An 18,082-nucleotide genomic window follows, 5' to 3' on the forward strand; every position below is an offset into this window, starting at 1 on the left:
GGTCGGGCCGTAAATGGGAGAGAATGGATTACTGTGACTACGCACCCAGATTTCAGTTCCCCCCGGATCGCAATCCTGGGAGGTGGTCCCGGCGGATACGAAGCTGCCATGGTGGCCGCCTCGCTGGGGGCGACCGTCACCATCATCGAGCGTGCCGGGCTCGGCGGTTCCGCGGTGCTGACCGATGTGGTTCCCTCCAAGACCCTCATCGCCACGGCTGACCTGATGACCCGGGTGGCAGAGGCCGGCGAGCTGGGCGTGAAGTTCGACGTCGACGGCGGCGACTTCGTACCGGTGATGCACGCCGACCTCAAGCACATCAACCACCGCCTCCTCAACTTGGCCCGCAACCAGTCCCGGGACATCCGCGACGGCCTGGAGAAACAGGGCGTGCGCATTATCGAAGGCTCCGGGCGGATCCTGGACAGCCACACCATTGAGGTCCTGACCGCTGACAGCACCGAAACCGTGGAAGCGGACACCATCCTGCTGGCCGTTGGCGCGCACCCCCGCGAGCTGGAAACGGCGCGCCCGGACGGCGAACGGATCCTGAACTGGACCCAGATCTACAACCTTGACGAGCTGCCCGAGGAGCTCATTGTGGTGGGCTCCGGCGTCACCGGCGCCGAATTCGCGTCCGCCTACAACGGCCTCGGTTCCAAGGTCACCCTCGTCTCCAGCCGCGACCGGGTGCTGCCGGGCTCCGACGTTGACGCCGCAGTGGTCCTGGAGGAAGTCTTTGAACGCCGCGGCGTCCGGGTCCTCTCCCGCTCCCGCGCCCAGGCGGTGGAACGCACGGACGACGGCGTGGTGGTGACGCTCGCCGACGGCTCCACGGTGACCGGCAGCCACTGCCTCCTGTGCCTTGGCTCCATTCCCAACACCGCCGGCATCGGCCTTGAGGAGGCCGGCGTGGCGGTCAGTGAAAGCGGCCACATCAAGGTCGACGGCGTCTCCCGTACTACGGCTCCGAACATCTACGCCGCCGGGGACTGCACCGGTGTCCTGCCGCTGGCCTCCGTGGCCGCCATGCAGGGCCGCATCGCGGTGGCCCACTTCATGGGCGACGGCGTCACCCCGCTTAAGCTCCACCAGGTGGCGTCCAACATCTTCACCTCGCCCGAGATCGCGAACGTGGGTGTCTCCGAGGCCGAGATCGAGTCCGGCAAGTACCAGGCGGACATCGTCAAGCTCTCCCTGCGCAGCAACGCCCGCGCCAAGATGCGCAACGCCAAAGACGGGTTCGTGAAGATCTTCGCCCGGAAGGGCTCCGGCACTGTCATCGGGGGCGTGGTCGTCGGGCCAAACGCATCCGAACTGATCTTCTCCATCTCCATCGCGGTCAAGCAGAAACTGCACGTGGACGACGTCGCCAGCACCTTCACGGTGTACCCGTCGCTGACCGGGTCCATCTCCGAGGCCGCCCGCCGCCTGCACGTCCACATGTAAGGGTTTCCCGTAAGGAGGGGGCTGGGCCCCTTCCAACCCTGTCCTTTCTGGCAGGCGCCTGTCCTGGAACGGGTACGGGGCGATGTCGGGGCGCATGGTCAGCCACTGGATCTCGGTGAACGACTCCATGGTGGCGTGCTGGCCGCCGATCCGCGAGCCGTTACCAGAGTTCTTCGTTCCGCCGAAAGGAGAGTTCGCCTCATCGGACACGGTCTGTTCGTTGATGTGGACCTTTCCCGGAGTGGAGCCGGCCGGCGATGGTCATGGCCGTGCCGGCATAGCCCAGGATGCCCCTATGCCACAGCCACCTGGAAATGCTTCTCGATGAGTCCCTTGATGTCCTCGTGGCAGCCGCCGCATCCAGTGCCCGCGCGGGTGGCCTTGGAAACCTCGGCCACCGTGGAGCAGCCGTCAGAGGCCGCCGCCGTGATGGCCGCCCCACTGACCCCGGCGCACCTGCACACCGTGCCGGCGGGGTCGGTAGCTCCAGCCCCGGGCAGCTGGTCCGGTCCATCCAGGCGCAGGAGCAGCGACCGGTCGGCGGGCAGCTCGGCGCCCCGCTCGAAGAGTCCCACCAGTTCAGCCGCGGTGCGGGGCATGCCCACCGCCACGAGGCCTTCCAGCACGCCGCCGCGCGTGGTCATTTTGACGTATCGGCCGTGCTCAGGATCGGCCCATTGGGCGACCTGCAGGCGGGGCCTGCCGCTGACCGCCCCGGCCGTGAGGGCTTCCTCGTCCCAGGGCTCGGCAGCGTTGTCTCCGGCCACGGCCATGTTCATGCCCCGGGCTTTCAGGACCACGACGCCGGGCTGTTCCGGCGGCAGGGCGGGCAGCAGTCCGGCCTCAGCGGCCAGGCCTGAGGCAAGGAGGGTGAGGTAGCCGGCCAGCCATTCGGCCTGGCGCCAGCCCGGACCCACCAGGCCGGACGGGCCCTTGGCGTTGCGGCAGGCGGCGCAGCCCGGGTCCGGGCAGCGGAGTTCGGCACAGTCCCCAATGGCAAAGATGTGCGGCTCGTGGTGCGCCCGCAGCCGGTGGTCCACCAGGATCCCGGTTCCGGTGGAGAGGCCGCATCCTTCGGCCAGCTCTGTCCGGGGACGTACCCCGCACGAAATGACCAGGAGGTCGCCGTCAATCGCGGACCCGTCATCGAGCAGCAAAGCCGAGAAACCGCCGTCGGGCGCGTTATGCTCAACGCCGATGGACCGGGCATTGCCGGCCACCCGGACGCCGCAGCGGCGCAGCCCCGCAGCCAGGACGGCCCCGCCGCCCCGGTCAATGGAGCGTCCCAGCGGGTGTGGGCCGTTGTGGACCACGGTGACCGTGGCGCCTTCCTCCGCGGCGGCCAGCGCGGTTTCCAGGCCCAGGACGCCGCCGCCCAGGACCACCACGCGCCGGCCGCCGGCCACGGCCCGGCGCAGCACCTCGGCGTCGCGCAGGTCCCGAAGCGCTGTAACCCCGGCGGGCAGCACGGGGGAGGACGGGTCCGGATTGATGCCGGTGAGGTTGGGGATCACCGGCCGGGATCCGGTGGCGAACACCAGCCTGTCGTAGTGCACCGGCGCCCCCTCGGTGAGCACCACCTGCTGCCGCGCCCGGTCCACGCGCCTGACGCGGACGCCCAGCCGGACGTCCACGCCCTCTGCAGCCAGTTCAGTGGCATCGGCCAGCGCCAGGGCGCCAGCGGTGGTCCGTCCGACGCCGAGATCGGCCACCAGGACGCGGTTGTAGGCGGCTTCTGCCTCCTCACCCACCACTGTGAGGCTGGCGTGTCCGCTGCGCACGGCGGGCAGGAGCTCGTCCACCAGGCGTGCGGCCACGGGACCGAATCCCACAATGACAATCTGCTCGCTCATGAGGCCTCCGTCGTTTGCAGCATGCGGGCGGAATCGGGTGCGGCCACCGGCCGGACCCATACGGTGTTGAACTTGAACTCGGGCATCCCGGATACCGGATCGGTGGCGGCTTCGGTCAGCCGGTTGGCGCTTTCGGCCCCGGGGAAGTGGAAGGGCAGGAAGACCGTCTCGTGGCGGATGGCGGTGCTGAGCTCGGCCCGGCACACCACCTCGCCGCGCCCGTTCGACACCGAGACCAGCGTTCCGGCGGCGATGCCCAGGGCGTCGGCCGCCGCCGGGTGGAGCTGCGCCGTGGCCCCGGGCTGGGCGGCGACGAGCTCGGCGACCCGGCGGGTCTGGGCCCCGGACTGGTAGTGCTCCAGGAGCCGGCCGGTGATGAGGGTCATGGCTTTGCCGGCGGGGTCTGTTGCGTGCCCGGCGGGCTCCGCGTCGGGAGTACGACGGCGGCGCGGCGCCACCGGGACCATGACTGCCTTGCCGTCGGGGTGGGCGAAGCCGTCCCGGAACAGCCGCGGCGTTCCGGTGCTGCCGGCCGGATAGGGCCAGTAGGCGGCCTCGCCCCGGTCCAGCATGGCGTAGTCAATGCCGGAGTAGTCGGCCAGGCCGCCCGCGGAAGCCAGGCGGAGTTCCTCGAAGACGGTTTCCGGATCCTCGCTATAGGTGGAGGGGGCATCCAGCCGCTCCGCCAGGCGCGCCATGATCCAGAGCTCGCTGCGGGCGCCGGCGGGAGGGGCGATGGCGCGGCGGCGGCGCAGGACGCGGCCTTCCAGGTTTGTCAGGGTGCCTTCCTCCTCCGCCCACTGGAGCACGGGAAGGATGAGGTCCGCCTCCGCAGCGGTTTCGGAGAGGAAGAAGTCGCAGACCACCAGGAAGTCCAGGCTCCGCAGCCCCTCGATCACGGCGTTGGCATCAGGTGCTGCCACGGCAATGTTGGAGGCGTGCACGAAAAGGCACCGGACGCCGTCGGGCTTTCCCAGTGATTTCAGCAGCTGGACGGCGGGCAGTCCGGGGCCGGGAATCGTTTCTTCGGGGACGCCCCAGACGGAGGCCACATGGGCGCGGGCGGCGGGGTCGGTGATCTTCCGGTAGCCGGGAAGCTGGTCGGCCTTCTGGCCGTGCTCGCGGCCGCCCTGGCCGTTGCCCTGGCCGGTGAGGGTGCCGTAGCCGCTGCGGGCAGTCCCCGGCAGTCCCAGCAGCAGGCTGAGATTGATGGCGGCCGTGACCGTGTCGGTGCCGTCCACATGCTGTTCCACGCCGCGCCCGGTAAGGATGTAGCTGCCGCCCTTTCGGGCCCCCGCGGCCAGCAGGCGGGCGGTTTCCCGGATCAGTTCCGCCGGGACGCCGGTGAGGGACTGGACGCGTTCGGGCCAGAACGCGTTGACGCTGCGGACCACGCCGCCGTAGCCCGTGGTCCGCTCTTCGATGTAGTTGGTGTCCACCAGGTTTTCGTGGATGACCACGTGGGACAGGCCCATCAGGAGGGTGAGGTCGGTGCCCGGCAGGGGCTGGAGGTGGATGCCGCCGTCGGCAGTGAAGGCCGCCGTGGCGGAGCGGCGCGGATCGACCACGATCAGCCCGCCGGCGTCGCGGGCTCCCTTGAGGTGCTGGACGAACGGCGGCATGGTTTCGGCAACGTTGGAGCCGAGCATCAGGATGGTGCCGGCGGTGTCCAGGGCCTCGAGCGGGAACGGCAGGCCGCGGTCCACGCCGAAGGCGCGCATTCCAGCGGCGGCCGCGGAGGACATGCAGAACCTGCCGTTGTAGTCGATCCGGGAGGTGCCCAGCGCCAGCCGGGCGAACTTGCCCAGCTGGTAGGCCTTCTCGTTGGTGAGCCCGCCGCCGCCGAACACGCCGACGGCGTCTGCCCCGTACCGTGCGCGGGCCTCCCTTACCGCCGCGGCGGCGAGATCCAGGGCCTGGTCCCAGCCGATGGGCCGGTGGACGCCGTCGGCGTCTTTCAGCAGGGGCTCGGTGATCCTGCCCGCGTGGTTCAGGAGGCTGGCTGAGGTCCAGCCCTTACGGCACAGGCCGCCGCGGTTGGTGGGGAAGTCCCTGCCGGCAACCTCCAGGGAGGGGGATTCCTTGGGTGCAGCAAGTGCGGAGGTGCCTGGCCCCGGCTGGGAAGCCGGGGCCGGGTCCGCCGGGGACGTGAGCGTCATGGCGCACTGCAGGGCGCAGTAAGGGCAGTGCGTGTCGGCGCTTGTGGTCATGCTAGACGTGTCCCATCGCATTCCGGCCGGCCTTGCGGATGTAGCAGGTCCAGCAGACCAGCAGCATCAGGACGTAAGCGCCGACGAAGCCGTAGAACGCAGGGGTGTAGGAGCCGCTGGCGGTGCTGGAAGCATTCAGCACCTGGGGAATCACGAAGCCGCCGTAGGCGCCGATCGCGGAGACCAGGCCGAGTGCCGAGGACGCGAGCCGCTGGGTGGCCACGGAGCTTGCACCCTTGCGTGCGGCCCGGCTGGAGGTGGCGAAGATGACCGGAATCATCCGGTACGTTGCACCGTTCCCAAAGCCGCTGGCGGTGAAGAGCATCAGGAAGAGGACCAGGAAGAGCAGGAAGTTCTTCAGTGGCAGGGTCCAGATCATGGTCAGCGTGATCACGGCCATGGCGGCGAAGGCGGATACCGTCATCCGGGCCCCGCCCATTCGGTCCGCCATCCGGCCGCCGTAGGGGCGGGCCAGCGAGCCCACCAGGGGGCCGAGGAATGCCAGGGACAGGGCAACGGATCCCACGGCGATGGAGGAGAACTCCGGGAAGTAGTCCTTGATCAGCTTGGGGAACACACCGGCGAAGCCGATGAAGGAGCCAAAAGTGCCGATGTACAGCAACGCCATGATCCACAGGTGCGGTTCCTTGAGTGCCGCGACGGAGCCGGCAACATCACCCTTGGCGCTGGTCAGGTTGTTCATGTATTTGAAGGCCCCGAACGCGGCCAGCAGGATGAAGGGGACCCACATCCAGCCGGCCATGGGAAGGTTGACGGTGCCGGCGGCCAGCAGGGTGATAACGATGGGAACGGCAAGCTGTGCGACGGCGGCACCCAGGTTCCCGCCGGCCGCGTTCAGGCCCAGCGCCCAGCCTTTTTCCCGTGCCGGGTAGAAGAAGGTGATGTTGGCCATCGAGCTGGCGAAGTTGCCGCCGCCGAAGCCGGCGAGGGCAGCCACCAGGAGCATGACGCCGAACGGTGTTTCCGGGTTGGAGACGCAGAGGGCCAGCCCGGTGGAGGGGATCAGGAGCAGCAGGGCAGACACGATGGTCCAGTTGCGGCCGCCGAAGCGGGGGACCATGAAGGTGTAGGGGATGCGGAGGGTGGCACCCACCAGGCTCGGCATGGAGATGAGCCAGAAGACTTCCGAGGTGGAGAAGGTGAAGCCAGCGGCGGGAAGCTGGACCACCACGATGGACCACAGCTGCCAGACCACGAAGCCGAGGAACTCGGCGAAGATGGACCAATTCAGGTTGCGGCGGGCAATGGACCGGCCCGCGGCCTCCCACTGCTCCTTGTTCTCGGCATCCCAGTTGGCGATCCAGCGGCCGGGGCGGAATTCAAGGGCAGGGGCGTCAGTGGTGCGGGTAGAGCCGGGCTGTGCGCTGGCGGATACGGCATCAACGGTGCGGTCAACAGTCACGGGTTACCTCCTTCAGGGGATGTTGTTCCTCCAAGGTAGGGACGGCTCATTTCGCGGACAGTCGATGTTTGTTAACGCGTTGTGACTTTTGCCTATCCGGGCCGCCTGGACGGCGTGAGGAGGTCGAAAACCGACCGGATCATGGGACGCACAACGCATGTCCGCATAATGGACGTTTCGTCCATTGACTGGACGGGGAGAAGTAAGATCGAACTCTAACTATTCGAGCCGGGAGGCAGCACTGCCAGCGCCCGGCCGGTCTCACGAAAGCGTTTACCCATGTCATCCACCGATACCACCAAGGTGCCCGGTTCGCACCAGCCGGTGAACTCCCGCGGCCGCGTCATCGTGGCCAGCCTGATCGGCACCACAGTGGAGTTCTACGACTTCTACGTCTACGCCACCGCAGCCGTGCTCGTGTTCCCCAAGCTCTTCTTCCCGGGCGCGAACGAAACCACCCAGCTGCTCAGCTCCTTCGCCGTCTTCGGCGTGGCCTTCATTGCCCGCCCCCTCGGCTCGATCGTCTTTGGGCACTTCGGCGATAAGTTCGGCCGCAAGGGAACCCTTGTTGCGTCACTGCTGACCATGGGCATTGCCACCTTCCTCATCGGCTGCCTCCCCACCGCACTGGTTCCGGGCTGGGAGTTCTGGGCACCGGCCATGCTGGTGGTCCTGCGCTTCGCCCAGGGACTGGCCCTCGGCGGCGAATGGAGCGGTGCCGCGCTGCTGGCCACCGAGAACGCCCCGGCCAACAAGCGCGCCATCTACGGCACCTTCCCGCAGCTCGGCGCGCCGATCGGCTTCATCATCGCCAACGTCATCTTCCTGGTGGCCAGCTACACCCTCACGCCGGATGCCTTCCAGGCCTGGGGCTGGCGCGTGCCCTTCCTGCTCAGCGCCGTCATGGTGATCCTGGGCCTCTACGTCCGGCTCAAGCTGATCGAGACCCCCGCCTTCACCAAGGTGGTGGAATCCAACGAGGTAGCCAAGCTGCCCCTGGGCCGCGTCTTCAAGTCCAGCTGGCGCCAGCTGATCCTGGGCACCTTCATCATGCTGGCCACGTACGTGCTGTTCTACCTGATGACCACGTTCACGCTCACCTACGGCACCAAGCCCACCCTGGAGGGTGCCAAGGCCGCAGCCGAGAAGGCCGGAAAACCCATGTCCGAGGCCGCTGCCGCCGCGTTTGTCCCCGGCCTTGGCTACACCCGCAACGACTTCCTCTGGATGCTGATTGCCGGCGTCGTCTTCTTTGGCATCTTCACCCTGGTCTCCGGACCGCTCGCCGAAAAGTACGGCCGCCGCAAGATGCTGCTCGCCGTCACAGCCGGGATCTTCGTCTTCGGCCTGCTGTTCGTCCCGCTGTTCAGTGGCGGCTTCGCGGGCACCATGGGCCTGCTGATCATCGGCTTCTCCCTGATGGGCCTCACCTTCGGCCCCATGGGCGCCCTGCTGCCGGAACTGTTCCCCACGAACGTCCGGTACACCGGCTCGGCCATCAGCTACAACTTCTCCAGCATCCTGGGCGCCGCGGTGGCTCCGTTCATCGCCGTCGCCCTGTGGGAAGCGGCCAAGGGCAGTCCGGGGCTGGTGGGTATCTACCTGACCGCCATGGCGGTGCTGACCCTGATCGCGCTGTTCCTCACCCGCGAAACCCGCGACCTGGACTACGAGAACAACGTGGCCTGACGGTTCTATTGCCACAATGCCCGGCGCTGCCTTCCGGCACGCCGGGCATTTTCATGTTCAGCGGGCGTAGCGGGCCACGAAGTTTTTCAGTACGGTCATGGGTTCGGTGACGGTGAACTGCCGCGCCGCCGCCATGAGTTCCTCTGCGGATTCCGGCGGAAAGTAGCCGGCGTGCCGGTAGATGTCGATCCGCGTCGCCAGCCCGTCGGCGTCCAGCTCGGGGTGGAACTGGGTGGCATAAAGATTGGTCCTGATGCGGAACATGTGGACCGGACAGGTGGCGGCCCGCGCCAGCAGCACGGCGTGCGGGGGCAGCGTTCTGACAGCTTCCTTGTGTCCGGTCAGGGCCGTGAAGGTTTGCGGCATGCCCTGCAGGATGGGGTCCTGCAGTCCGGCCTCCGTGAGTTCCACCTCCACCGCGCCCAGCGGTTCGCCGTAGGTCCGGTCGATCACGGCACCCTGATGGCTCCCGAGCGTGCCTACGCCGTAGCAGGCGCCAAGGAACGGGAAGTCGAGGTCCACCAGCTGGTCCAGGAGGGCTGACAACTCCCGTTCCACCCGGTGCTGTACCGGGCTCTTGTGTTCCGGCGGGTCGCTGGAGGTAAACGGGCTGCCGCCCACGATGACGCCGGAGTACTTCGAAAGGTCCACTGTGGGCAGGGAAGCGGCCTCGAGCCGGACCCGGTGCAGCTCCCGTTCCTCCAGCCCGCCGTACCTCAGGTACGCGGCATACTCATCCTCGGCCGCGGCGTCTTCCGCGCGGGAGGCCAGGAGCAGGAAAGGCAGCATGTGCTAAGTCTGCATCCTGCCGGCGCCGCCTGCCACCGACAGGTCAGGCAGCGCCTTTGCGGGGCGTGTTCCTGCTCAGGCTGTGTGCTGGCGCAGTGACCGCCGGGACTGGGGCCGGGCCGCAGGGTCCGCATGCCGGTGCACCAGCTTCCAGTAGCCCTCCTCGCGGCGGAAGATGCTGGTCACGCGCAGCGCGAACTCCTCCGTGGCGGCAGCTCCGTCAAGCCGGGCCCGGAAATGCTCGGTCTCCAGCAGGTAGGCGGTATCGCGGGCCGTGTAGGAGCTGACGGTATCGAAGCCCAGCATCTCGCCGTCGCTGAACTGCCGTGCCGCCTGGTCCAGCCGGGCCTCCACCTGGGCCCAGCCGCGGGCTATTCCGCCGAACGGGTTGGCCAGGGTGACGTCATCCAGCCGGGAGTACAGCTCCTTGACCGGCGCCGGGTTGCCCCGGGTGATCTCGGGAACCGCCTGGTGGTAGCGGTCCACTTCTTCCTGGAAACTTGGTGCGAGCATGGCTGCCTGGACCGCTTTCTAGTCTTCGATGGTGGCGATGATGGCGCCCGCGGACACCGTTTCACCCGCCGTTGCCGTCAGGCCAGTGATGATGCCGGACCGGTGTGCGGTGAGGGGCTGCTCCATCTTCATGGCCTCAAGGACCACTACCAGGTCGCCTTCGGACACCGCGTCCCCGTGCGCCACGGCCACCTTCACGATGGTTCCCTGCATGGGGGAGGTCAGCGCATTGCCCGTGGCGGCCGCAGGGCCGGCGGAGCGGGAGCGTTTCTTGGCCTTGCCAGGCTTTCCGGCTGAGGCTGATGCCGTCCCCGGCGTGCCCAAGGATGCGGGGAGGACCACTTCGAGGCGCTTGCCGCCCACCTCCACCACTACGCGCTGGCGCTCCTCGGCGGAGCCATCGGCGTCGGATGCGCTGTCCGGGGTCCAGGCGGGAAGGTTGTTGGTGAATTCGGTTTCGATCCAGCGCGTGTGGACCTTGAAGGGACCCTCAGCGGGCGCGAACGCGGGGTCGGAGACGACCGCGAGGTCGAACGGGATGACGGTGGGGATGCCCTCCACCACCATTTCCTCCAGGGCGCGGCGGGCACGCTGCAGCGCCTGGGGGCGGCTGGCGCCGGTGATGATGAGCTTGGACAGCATGGAGTCGAAGTTTCCGCTGATAACGTCGCCCTGTTCCACGCCCGAGTCCACCCGGACGCCCGGGCCGGTGGGGTTCTTCAGGACGCGGAGCGTGCCGGGGGCGGGCAGGAAGTTCCGGCCCGGGTCCTCGCCGGTGATGCGGAATTCGATGGAGTGACCGCGCACTTCGGGATCGCCGTAGCCCAGTTCCTCGCCGCGGGCCAGCCGGAACTGCTCGCGGACCAGGTCGATGCCGGTGACTTCCTCGGAGACGCAGTGCTCCACCTGCAGGCGGGTGTTGACCTCAAGGAAGGAGATGGTGCCGTCCTGGCCCACCAGGAATTCGCAGGTGCCCGCGCCGAGGTAGCCGGCCTCCTTCAGGATGGCTTTGGAGGATTCGTAGAGGCGGCGGTTCTGGTCCTCGGTGAGGAACGGTGCCGGGGCTTCCTCCACGAGTTTCTGGTTGCGGCGCTGGAGGGAGCAGTCGCGGGTGGAGACCACCACTACGTTGCCGTGGGCGTCGGCCAGGCACTGGGTTTCCACGTGCCGGGGGGCGTCCAGGAAGCGTTCGATGAAGCATTCGCCGCGGCCGAAGGCGGCGGTGGCCTCGCGGACCGCGGATTCGAAGAGTTCGGGAATCTCCTCCCGCGTGCGGGCAACCTTGATGCCGCGTCCGCCGCCGCCGAAGGCCGCCTTGATGGCTACGGGCAGGCCGTGCCGGTCCACAAAGTCCAGGATCTCCTCCGCGGACCCGACGGGGTCGGCGGTGCCGGGGACCAGGGGAGCGCCCACCTTTTCGGCGATGTGCCGGGCCTGGACCTTGTCGCCCAGGGCGGAGATGGCATCAGGGGAGGGGCCGATCCAGGTGATGCCGGCTTCGATCACGCGGGCGGCGAACCCGGCGTTCTCGGCCAGGAACCCGTAACCGGGGTGGATGGCGTCGGCGCCGGACTGGCGGGCGGCGTCGATGATCTTGTCCATGACCAAGTAGGACTCGGCGGCGGTGGTGCCGCCCAGGGCGAAGGCCTCGTCAGCGAGCCGGACATGCAGCGCGTCGCGGTCCGGGTCAGCGTAGACAGCCACGGAGGCGATGCCCTCGTCCCGGGCCGCCCGGATGATCCGCACGGCGATTTCGCCGCGGTTGGCGATCAGCACCTTTGTGAGGCTCGGCTGCGTGGTTCCTGCGGACTGCTCCAAATTTGCTGACAAGGCGTCTCCTTCTTTCCTTCAGGGAGCCTAGCGCGGTTTTGAGGGTTCCGCCGATATTACTTGCGGAATCCGCGTGTAAACCGGCCCTCCTTTGTAGGGAAGCTACAAGGGTGTCCGAAAAACGGCACCCTTAACGCGGCGGCCAGAGGTCCGTGATGCGTATGTTGGCGGCAGCGAGCAGGCCGCGCAGCGTGGAGACGGACAGGCCGACGACGGCGTGCGGGTCACCGTCGACCTTCCGGATGAAGGCCCCGCCCAGGCCGTCGATGGTGAAGGACCCGGCGCAGTGCAGCGGTTCACCGGTGGCGATGTACGCATCGATTTCTGCCGGGTCCATCTCCAGGAAGGAAACTTCGGCGGAGGCCACCGCCCCGAGCGTGGCGCCCGAGCCGCGGCCGTCGGGGCCGTCGTCGTCCGTGTCCCTGCAGTCCACCAGCCAGTGCCCCGTGTGGAGCACGCCTGCGCTGCCGCTCATGCGGAGCATCCGTTCGCGGGCGACGTCGGCGGTATAGGGCTTGCCGTGCGCCTCGCCGTCGAACTCGAAGACCGAGTCGCAGCCGAGCACCAGGGCGCCCTCCGCCTCCGGAAGCGACGCCACGGCCTCGGCCTTGGCCCGGGCCAGCAGCAGCGCGGTGTCGTGGGGGTCGGTGACGCCGTACCGTGCCTGGACGGCGTCCTCGTCGACGTCGGACACCAGCACGGTGTGCCGGATGCCGGCCTCGGCCAGGAGCTTGGTGCGGGCGGGGGACTGGGAGGCGAGGATCAGATGGTGCACGGCTTCAGCCTAGTGGACCAGTTCGCTGGAAACCGGTGCCGCCTGGCCGCGGTTGAGCTTGGCGCCTTCCACATCCACGTCCGGCAGGATCCGGTCCAGCCACCGCGGCAGCCACCAGGACTTTTCGCCCAGCAGGTACATGACGGCCGGGACAATGGTCATGCGGACCACGAAGGCATCGAACAGCACGCCGAAGGCCATCGCGAAGCCCAATGGCCGGACCATGGTGAGGTGGCTGAAGATGAAGCCGGAGAACACGCTGACCATGATGATCGCGGCGGCGGTAACCACGGCCGCTGCATGCCGGAAGCCCACCCGCACCGCTTCCTTGGCCGAGGATCCGTGCATGTAGGCCTCGCGCATGCCGGAGGCGATGAACACCTGGTAGTCCATGGCCAGGCCGAACAGCACGCCGATCAGGATGATGGGCAGGAAGCTCAGCACGGCACCGGGGTTGGCCACGTCGAAGACGTTCCCCAGCCACCCCCACTGGTACACGGCCACCACTGCGCCGAAGGCCGCGGACAGGGACAGCAGGAAGCCGCCCGTGGCCAGCAGCGGCACCACAATGGAACGGAACACCAGCAGCAGCAGGACCAGGGAAAGTCCGACGACGATCGCCAGGTAGGGCGGCAGGGCGTCACCGAGCTTGGTGGAGACGTCCACGTTGCCGGCGGTCTGCCCGGTCAAGCCCATGGCGACGCCGTAGTCGGACTGGATTTCACCGTTGAGGCCGCGGAGTTCGGAGACCACCTTGACGGTGCTGGCGCTGGCCGGACCTTCCTTGGGGATGACCTGGAACACGGCGGTGCGGCGGTCCTCGCTTAGCGCGACCGGCACGGCTGCCACCACGTTGTCTACGGCGCGGAGCTTGTCCGCGATGTCGTACTGCAGCCTCTGTGCCTGGGCTGCGTCCAGGTTCGCGGGGAACTCGCCCACGGCCACAATGGGTCCGGTCACGCCTTCGCCGAAGCTGCGCGCCGTGAGGTCGTAGGCCTGGTAGGCCTCGGATTCCACGGGCTCGGAGCCGCCGTCGGGCAGGGCAAGCTGCAGCTGGGTGGCGGGCAGGGCCAGGGTGCCCAGCAGGAGGACCCCTGCGATCAGCGCAAACCAAGGGTGCTTGGTGACCAGGCCGCCCCAGCCGCGGGTGCTGCGTTCGCGGTCCGTGGCGAGGTCGGCTGCCTCGTGGTCCGGTTCGGCATTGTGCGCCTCGGACTTCGCCCAGGCCCGCTTGGAGATGATGCGGCGGCCAATCAGCGAGAGCATGGCGGGGGTCAGGGTGATGGCAACGAGGACCGCCACCGCCACCGTTCCCGCTGCAGCGAGGCCCATGACGGTGAGGAACGGCAGTCCGGGGACCACCAGGGCGGCCAGGGCGATGATCACGGTAAGGCCGGCGAAGACCACGGCGTTGCCGGACGTGCCGTTGGCCCGGGCCACGGACTCCTCAGGGTCCATGCCGGCCAGGAGCTGGGTCCGGTGCCGGTTGACGATGAACAGGGAGTAGTCGATGCCGACGGCGAGGCCCAGCATGAGGGCCAGCATGGGGGAGATGGAGCTCATGTCGAACAGGCCGGAGAGCGCAAAGGTGATACCGACGCCCACGCCGACGCCCATGATGGCCATCAGCAGCGGCAGCCCGGCGGCGACCAACGTGCCCAGCATGAGGATCAGGACCAGTGCCGCGACGGCGATGCCTACGATCTCCGCCGTGCCGAACAGGGCCGAGATGTCCTCGGTGATTTCCTTGCTGGCGAAGGCCGTGACACCGGCCGAGGAGGTACCGTGCGCGATCTCCTGGACTTGCTTGCGCACCGCGGGCGCCAGCCCGTTGATGGAGGTCTTGAACTGCACCTGCGCCACAGCGGCCTTGTTGTCCTCCGAAACGAAGCGGATGGCCGAGGCCGCCTGGGCCTGGCGCTTGCCGAGTTCCAGCTTGGCTTTGTTCGCCGCCAGCTCCTGGGCGCCGGCGTCGAGCTTGGCCTGGCCGGCCGCCAGCGCTGCTTTCTGCTGGCCCAGCTGCGCCTCGATCAGTGCGGCCGGCGCCCCTGCCGCGGTGAGCTGCTGCTCGGCGGCCGCCAGCTGTGCCTTGCCGGCATCGAGTTGCGCCCGGGAGGCGTCAAGCTGTGCCTGGCCGGCCGCCAGCTGCTGCTCGCCGTCGGTGACGGCCTTGCCGGCCTGGTCCACCTGGGCCTGGGTGGCGAACGGATCCACCGTGCCGCGGACCTCGGGGAGGGCCTGGAGCTTCTTCAGCGCGTCCGTTACGGCCGCCCGGCTCCCGGCATTAAAGCCGCCGTCGGACGCTTCGAAAACAATCGTGGCGCTGCCGCCCGACGCCGACGGCAAATCCTGCCTGAGCTTGTCCGCGATCCGCTGGGTCTCGGTCCCCGGAATCTGGAAGTTGTTGGACAGGGTGCCGTGGAAGGCTGCGGCAGAACCGCCCACTGCCACCAGCACGGCAAGCCACAGGGAGATGACCAGCCAGCGCCGGCGGTAGGAAAACTTGCCGAGGCGGTAGAGGAGGAGTGCCATGCGGGAGAACCGATCTGATCAGGAGGAACGGGTGGCGGATGGTGAAGCGGTGGTGTTGAAGCCGGCGCCCAGCAGGGCCATGGCGTCGATGAGCAGCTTGCGGAGTTCCGCCAGGGAGGCGGGTGACAGGTCCGGCCCACGCCGGTTGAACCAGACCTCCATGGCTGCCTTTCCGCAGGAGATGATGGAGCCGGCCAGGGCATGGACGTAGAGCTCGTCCTGCGCGCCGGGAGTGCCGGCAAGGCGTTCGCGGGCGACGGTGAAGACCTGGGCCCGGCAGTGGTCCCACGCCTCGAGTTCTGTGTGTGACATCAGCGGACTCTGCTGGGTCAGCGTGAACAGTTCGGCCAGCGGTGCTATGGCCTTGGGGTCGGCCAGGGCCACCAGTGCTGCCTGGGCCGATTCCAGCATGGGTTCGTCGGCCGGGCGGAGCCGCAGCTGCTGGATGGCGTTGTCCAGGAAGCCGTGGACGATGGATGCCAGGGCGGCGTCAGTGCTGCCGAAGTAGTTGAAGAAGGTGCGGCGCGAGATTCCCGCGGCGTCGGCGATGTCCTCCACCGTGAAGTTTCCCGGGCCTTTGGAGCGCAGGAGTCCCAGTGCGGCATCCGTGATGGCCTGGCGGGTGGCGGCCTTGTTCAGCTCGCGCCGGGAAGGGACGGCAGGTTCAGGGTCCGGAGACGAAAAAGGGACTGGCACGCACTTACACTACGTGCAAGTTTGCACGGTATGCAAGTTTCATTCACAGGAGAACGAAAGGTTCCCAACAGCCATTCCCGAACCTGGCCGCGGATGCTTGGGATGTCCCGCCATGAGGCGTATGACCAGCAGCCGTCAGGTGACGGCGAATCAGGAGACAAGAAATGACACGCACGAAGAAGATGACCCTGGGCCTGTCAGCCGCGGCGCTGGCACTCGGTGCAGGAATCGGAGTGGCCGGCATGGCCTCTGCCACCACCACGGCGCCCACTCCCACCCCCAGCTCGAGTTCCAGTGCCGCCACCGACGGCAACACCGGCACCGGCCACGACGGCATGGGCAGGCATGGCGGCCGCGGCGGACAAGGCATGGAGCAGGCGTCCGCACTGGCAGCGAAGCTCGGGGTGGACGAAGCCAAGGTGACCGACGCGCTGAAGGCCTTCCGCGATGCCAACAAACCCACCACTCCGCCCGCTGACGGCCAGAAGCCGGACCCCGCCGCCCGCGAGGCCGCGCTCGCCAAGTCCCTGGCTGCATCACTTGGCATTGATGAAGCAAAGGTGACGGCTGCCCTCCAGGAGATCCGCAGCGACGAGCAGTCCGAGCATGCTGCCGCGCTCAAGACGCGCCTCGACAAGGCTGTCATCGACGGAAAGCTGACGCAGGCGGAGGCCGACGCCGTGACCAAGGCGGTCCAGAACGGGGTGATTGGCGGCGGCCGCCGCTGACTGCTGCCCTCCCGCCAGGCGCCTGGTCCTGAATGACGCATTGTCCCTAATACAGAAAGACGTCCCCGGGAGGTTCTCCCGGGGACGTCTTTTCTCTGCTGGTGGGCGCTACGCCCTTGCGTCCTGCAGTTCGCGGGGTGCGGTGTCCGCGGTGGTGCCGTCGGTGGCGGTTTCGCCGGCCACGCTGTCATCCACGAACGGGGTGCCGTTGCGCGGCGCGTTGTACAGCGACTCGTCCAGGATGCCCTGGCGCTTGGCCACGATGGTGGGGACCAGGGCCTGGCCTGCGACGTTTACCGCGGTACGGCCCATGTCCAGGATCGGGTCGATGGCGAGCAGGAGTCCGACGCCGGCCAGCGGCAGTCCCAGCGTGGAGAGCGTCAGGGTGAGCATCACCACGGCGCCGGTAGTGCCGGCGGTGGCTGCTGATCCGAGGACCGAGACCAGGGCGATCAGCAGGTACTGGGTGAAGTCCAGCTGGATGCCGAAGAACTGGGCCACGAAGATGGCCGAGACGGCGGGGTAGATCGCCGCGCAGCCGTCCATCTTGGTGGTGGCACCCAGCGGCACTGCGAAGGAAGCGTAGGCCCGGGGCACGCCCAGGCTGCGCTCAGTGACGCGCTGGGTCAGCGGCAGGGTTCCCACGGAGGAGCGGGACACGAAGGCCAGCTGGACGGCGGGCCACACACCGGAGAAGTACTGCTTGATGGACAGGCCATGGCTGCGGATGAGGATAGGGTACACCACGAACAGCACCAGGACCAGGCCGGCGTAGATGGCCACGGTGAACTTGCCCAGCGAACCGATGGTGTCCCAGCCGTAGACGGCAACGGCGTTGCCGATCAGGCCAACGGTGCCCAGCGGAGCGATGCGGATGATCCACCAAAGGACCTTCTGGATCACGGCCAGGGCCGAAGCATTGAGGTTGAGGAACGGCTCTGCGGCCTTGCCCACCTTGAGCGCGGCCACGCCCACGGCAATGGCGATGACGAGGATCTGCAGGACATTGAAGCTGACGGAGGTGGTGACGGCGCCGGAATCGCCGACAGTGGAGCTGGCACCCAGGCCCAGGAAGTTCTTGGGGAAGAGGCCCACCAGGAAGGCCCACCAGTCACCGGACTTGCCGGCGTACTTGGCCTGCTGGGTGATGCCGGTGTTGGCGCCGGGCTGGAGCAGCACGCCGAGCCCCATCCCGATCAGTACGGCGATCAGGGACGTGATGGCAAACCACAGAAGGGTGTTCCATGCCAGCCTGGCGGCGTTGGATACCTGACGGAGATTGGAGATGGAGCTGACGACGGCGGTGAAAATCAGGGGGACGACGGCGGTCTGCAGCAGCGACACGTAGCTGGAGCCGATGGTCTGCAGCGTGGCGCCGAGGGCGTTGGGGTTGTCGTGGCTGCTGCCGGTGTACTTTGCCAGCAGGCCGAGGCCGAGGCCCACGATGAGGGCGGCGATGATCTGGAAGCCGAACGAGCCCGCCCACTTGGGCAGCTGGAATCCGGTCTTCCGTGCGGGAGAGGGGGTGCTTGTCTGAGTGCTCACCAGAACAAGCTAGACTCCGGCTCAATATCACGTCGAACCAATATTGAGAA

General features: G+C 67.9%; 13 protein-coding genes and 1 pseudogene. 3 read left to right on the forward strand and 11 right to left on the reverse strand.

Features of this window, described 5'->3' with window-relative positions; all coding sequences use genetic code 11:
* The first annotated feature begins 33 nt into the window (after positions 1-33).
* Complete coding sequence (locus J7I84_RS03835) at positions 34-1,449, forward strand: NAD(P)H-quinone dehydrogenase (protein ID WP_214940812.1); 1,416 nt, start codon at positions 34-36, stop codon at positions 1,447-1,449.
* Between the two features lie 162 nt (positions 1,450-1,611).
* Here J7I84_RS03835 and J7I84_RS21855 read toward each other — a convergent pair.
* From J7I84_RS21855 to J7I84_RS03855, 4 genes and pseudogenes are all read right to left on the reverse strand, one after another.
* Positions 1,612-1,659 (reverse strand): annotated as a pseudogene (locus J7I84_RS21855) (hypothetical protein); the annotation flags it as partial.
* An 83-nt stretch (positions 1,660-1,742) separates the two neighbouring features.
* The gene (locus J7I84_RS03845) at positions 1,743-3,302 is read right to left on the reverse strand and encodes an FAD-dependent oxidoreductase (RefSeq protein WP_214940815.1); all 1,560 of its coding nucleotides are present in this window, start codon (positions 3,300-3,302) and stop codon (positions 1,743-1,745) included.
* Positions 3,299-5,512: a molybdopterin oxidoreductase family protein gene (locus J7I84_RS03850; protein ID WP_214940817.1), complete on the reverse strand. Its 2,214-nt coding sequence runs from the start codon at positions 5,510-5,512 to the stop codon at positions 3,299-3,301. Before J7I84_RS03850 ends, J7I84_RS03845 begins: the two co-directional genes overlap by 4 nt.
* Before the next feature lies 1 nt (position 5,513).
* The gene (locus J7I84_RS03855) at positions 5,514-6,935 is read right to left on the reverse strand and encodes an MFS transporter (protein ID WP_214940819.1); all 1,422 of its coding nucleotides are present in this window, start codon (positions 6,933-6,935) and stop codon (positions 5,514-5,516) included.
* 279 nt (positions 6,936-7,214) lie between these two features.
* Between J7I84_RS03855 and J7I84_RS03860 the strand changes: the two genes are divergently transcribed.
* Positions 7,215-8,624 carry an MFS transporter gene (locus J7I84_RS03860; protein WP_214940821.1) on the forward strand — a complete coding sequence of 470 codons (1,410 nt, stop codon included), beginning with the start codon at positions 7,215-7,217 and terminating at the stop codon, positions 8,622-8,624.
* Positions 8,625-8,681: 57 nt separating this feature from the next.
* Here J7I84_RS03860 and J7I84_RS03865 read toward each other — a convergent pair whose 3' ends face one another.
* From J7I84_RS03865 to J7I84_RS03890, 6 genes are all read right to left on the reverse strand, one after another.
* Positions 8,682-9,413, reverse strand: a complete 732-nt coding sequence (locus J7I84_RS03865) for a glutamine amidotransferase (RefSeq protein WP_214940823.1) — start codon at positions 9,411-9,413, stop codon at positions 8,682-8,684.
* 75 nt (positions 9,414-9,488) lie between these two features.
* On the reverse strand, positions 9,489-9,926 hold the full coding sequence (locus J7I84_RS03870; RefSeq protein ID WP_214940825.1) for a nuclear transport factor 2 family protein: 438 nt from the start codon (positions 9,924-9,926) through the stop codon (positions 9,489-9,491).
* Positions 9,927-9,944: 18 nt separating this feature from the next.
* Entirely contained in the window at positions 9,945-11,756 is a 1,812-nt protein-coding gene (locus tag J7I84_RS03875; RefSeq protein WP_396020025.1) for an acetyl/propionyl/methylcrotonyl-CoA carboxylase subunit alpha, read from the reverse strand.
* Between the two features lie 130 nt (positions 11,757-11,886).
* Positions 11,887-12,531 (reverse strand): nucleoside triphosphate pyrophosphatase, encoded by a 645-nt coding sequence (locus J7I84_RS03880; RefSeq protein WP_214940827.1) that lies wholly within the window; start codon positions 12,529-12,531, stop codon positions 11,887-11,889.
* Between the two features lie 9 nt (positions 12,532-12,540).
* Positions 12,541-15,063: an MMPL family transporter gene (locus tag J7I84_RS03885; protein WP_214940828.1), complete on the reverse strand. Its 2,523-nt coding sequence runs from the start codon at positions 15,061-15,063 to the stop codon at positions 12,541-12,543.
* 18 nt (positions 15,064-15,081) lie between these two features.
* The gene (locus J7I84_RS03890; protein WP_214940832.1) at positions 15,082-15,759 is read right to left on the reverse strand and encodes a TetR/AcrR family transcriptional regulator; all 678 of its coding nucleotides are present in this window, start codon (positions 15,757-15,759) and stop codon (positions 15,082-15,084) included.
* A gap of 164 nt (positions 15,760-15,923) precedes the next feature.
* On the opposite strand from J7I84_RS03890, the gene J7I84_RS03895 reads away from it, so the two are divergent.
* Complete coding sequence (locus J7I84_RS03895) at positions 15,924-16,487, forward strand: hypothetical protein (protein WP_214940835.1); 564 nt, start codon at positions 15,924-15,926, stop codon at positions 16,485-16,487.
* A 108-nt stretch (positions 16,488-16,595) separates the two neighbouring features.
* Here J7I84_RS03895 and J7I84_RS03900 read toward each other — a convergent pair whose 3' ends face one another.
* Positions 16,596-18,032, reverse strand: a complete 1,437-nt coding sequence (locus J7I84_RS03900) for a dicarboxylate/amino acid:cation symporter (protein WP_214940838.1) — start codon at positions 18,030-18,032, stop codon at positions 16,596-16,598.
* Positions 18,033-18,082: the final 50 nt, after the last annotated feature.

The sequence above is a fragment of the Arthrobacter sp. ISL-85 genome, from assembly GCF_018613675.1.
In the GTDB taxonomy this organism is placed as follows: domain Bacteria; phylum Actinomycetota; class Actinomycetes; order Actinomycetales; family Micrococcaceae; genus Arthrobacter.

Excerpts from the sequence above, each read along its gene's own strand:
- J7I84_RS03845 (WP_214940815.1), bottom strand. The coding sequence starts at position 3,302 with ATGAGCGAGCAGATTGTCATTGTGGGATTCGGTCCCGTGGCCGCACGC.
- J7I84_RS03850 (WP_214940817.1), bottom strand. The coding sequence starts at position 5,512 with ATGACCACAAGCGCCGACACGCACTGCCCTTACTGCGCCCTGCAGTGC.
- J7I84_RS03860 (WP_214940821.1), top strand. The coding sequence starts at position 7,215 with ATGTCATCCACCGATACCACCAAGGTGCCCGGTTCGCACCAGCCGGTG.
- J7I84_RS03865 (WP_214940823.1), bottom strand. The coding sequence starts at position 9,413 with ATGCTGCCTTTCCTGCTCCTGGCCTCCCGCGCGGAAGACGCCGCGGCC.
- J7I84_RS03870 (WP_214940825.1), bottom strand. The coding sequence starts at position 9,926 with ATGCTCGCACCAAGTTTCCAGGAAGAAGTGGACCGCTACCACCAGGCG.
- J7I84_RS03885 (WP_214940828.1), bottom strand. The coding sequence starts at position 15,063 with ATGGCACTCCTCCTCTACCGCCTCGGCAAGTTTTCCTACCGCCGGCGC.
- J7I84_RS03895 (WP_214940835.1), top strand. The coding sequence starts at position 15,924 with ATGACACGCACGAAGAAGATGACCCTGGGCCTGTCAGCCGCGGCGCTG.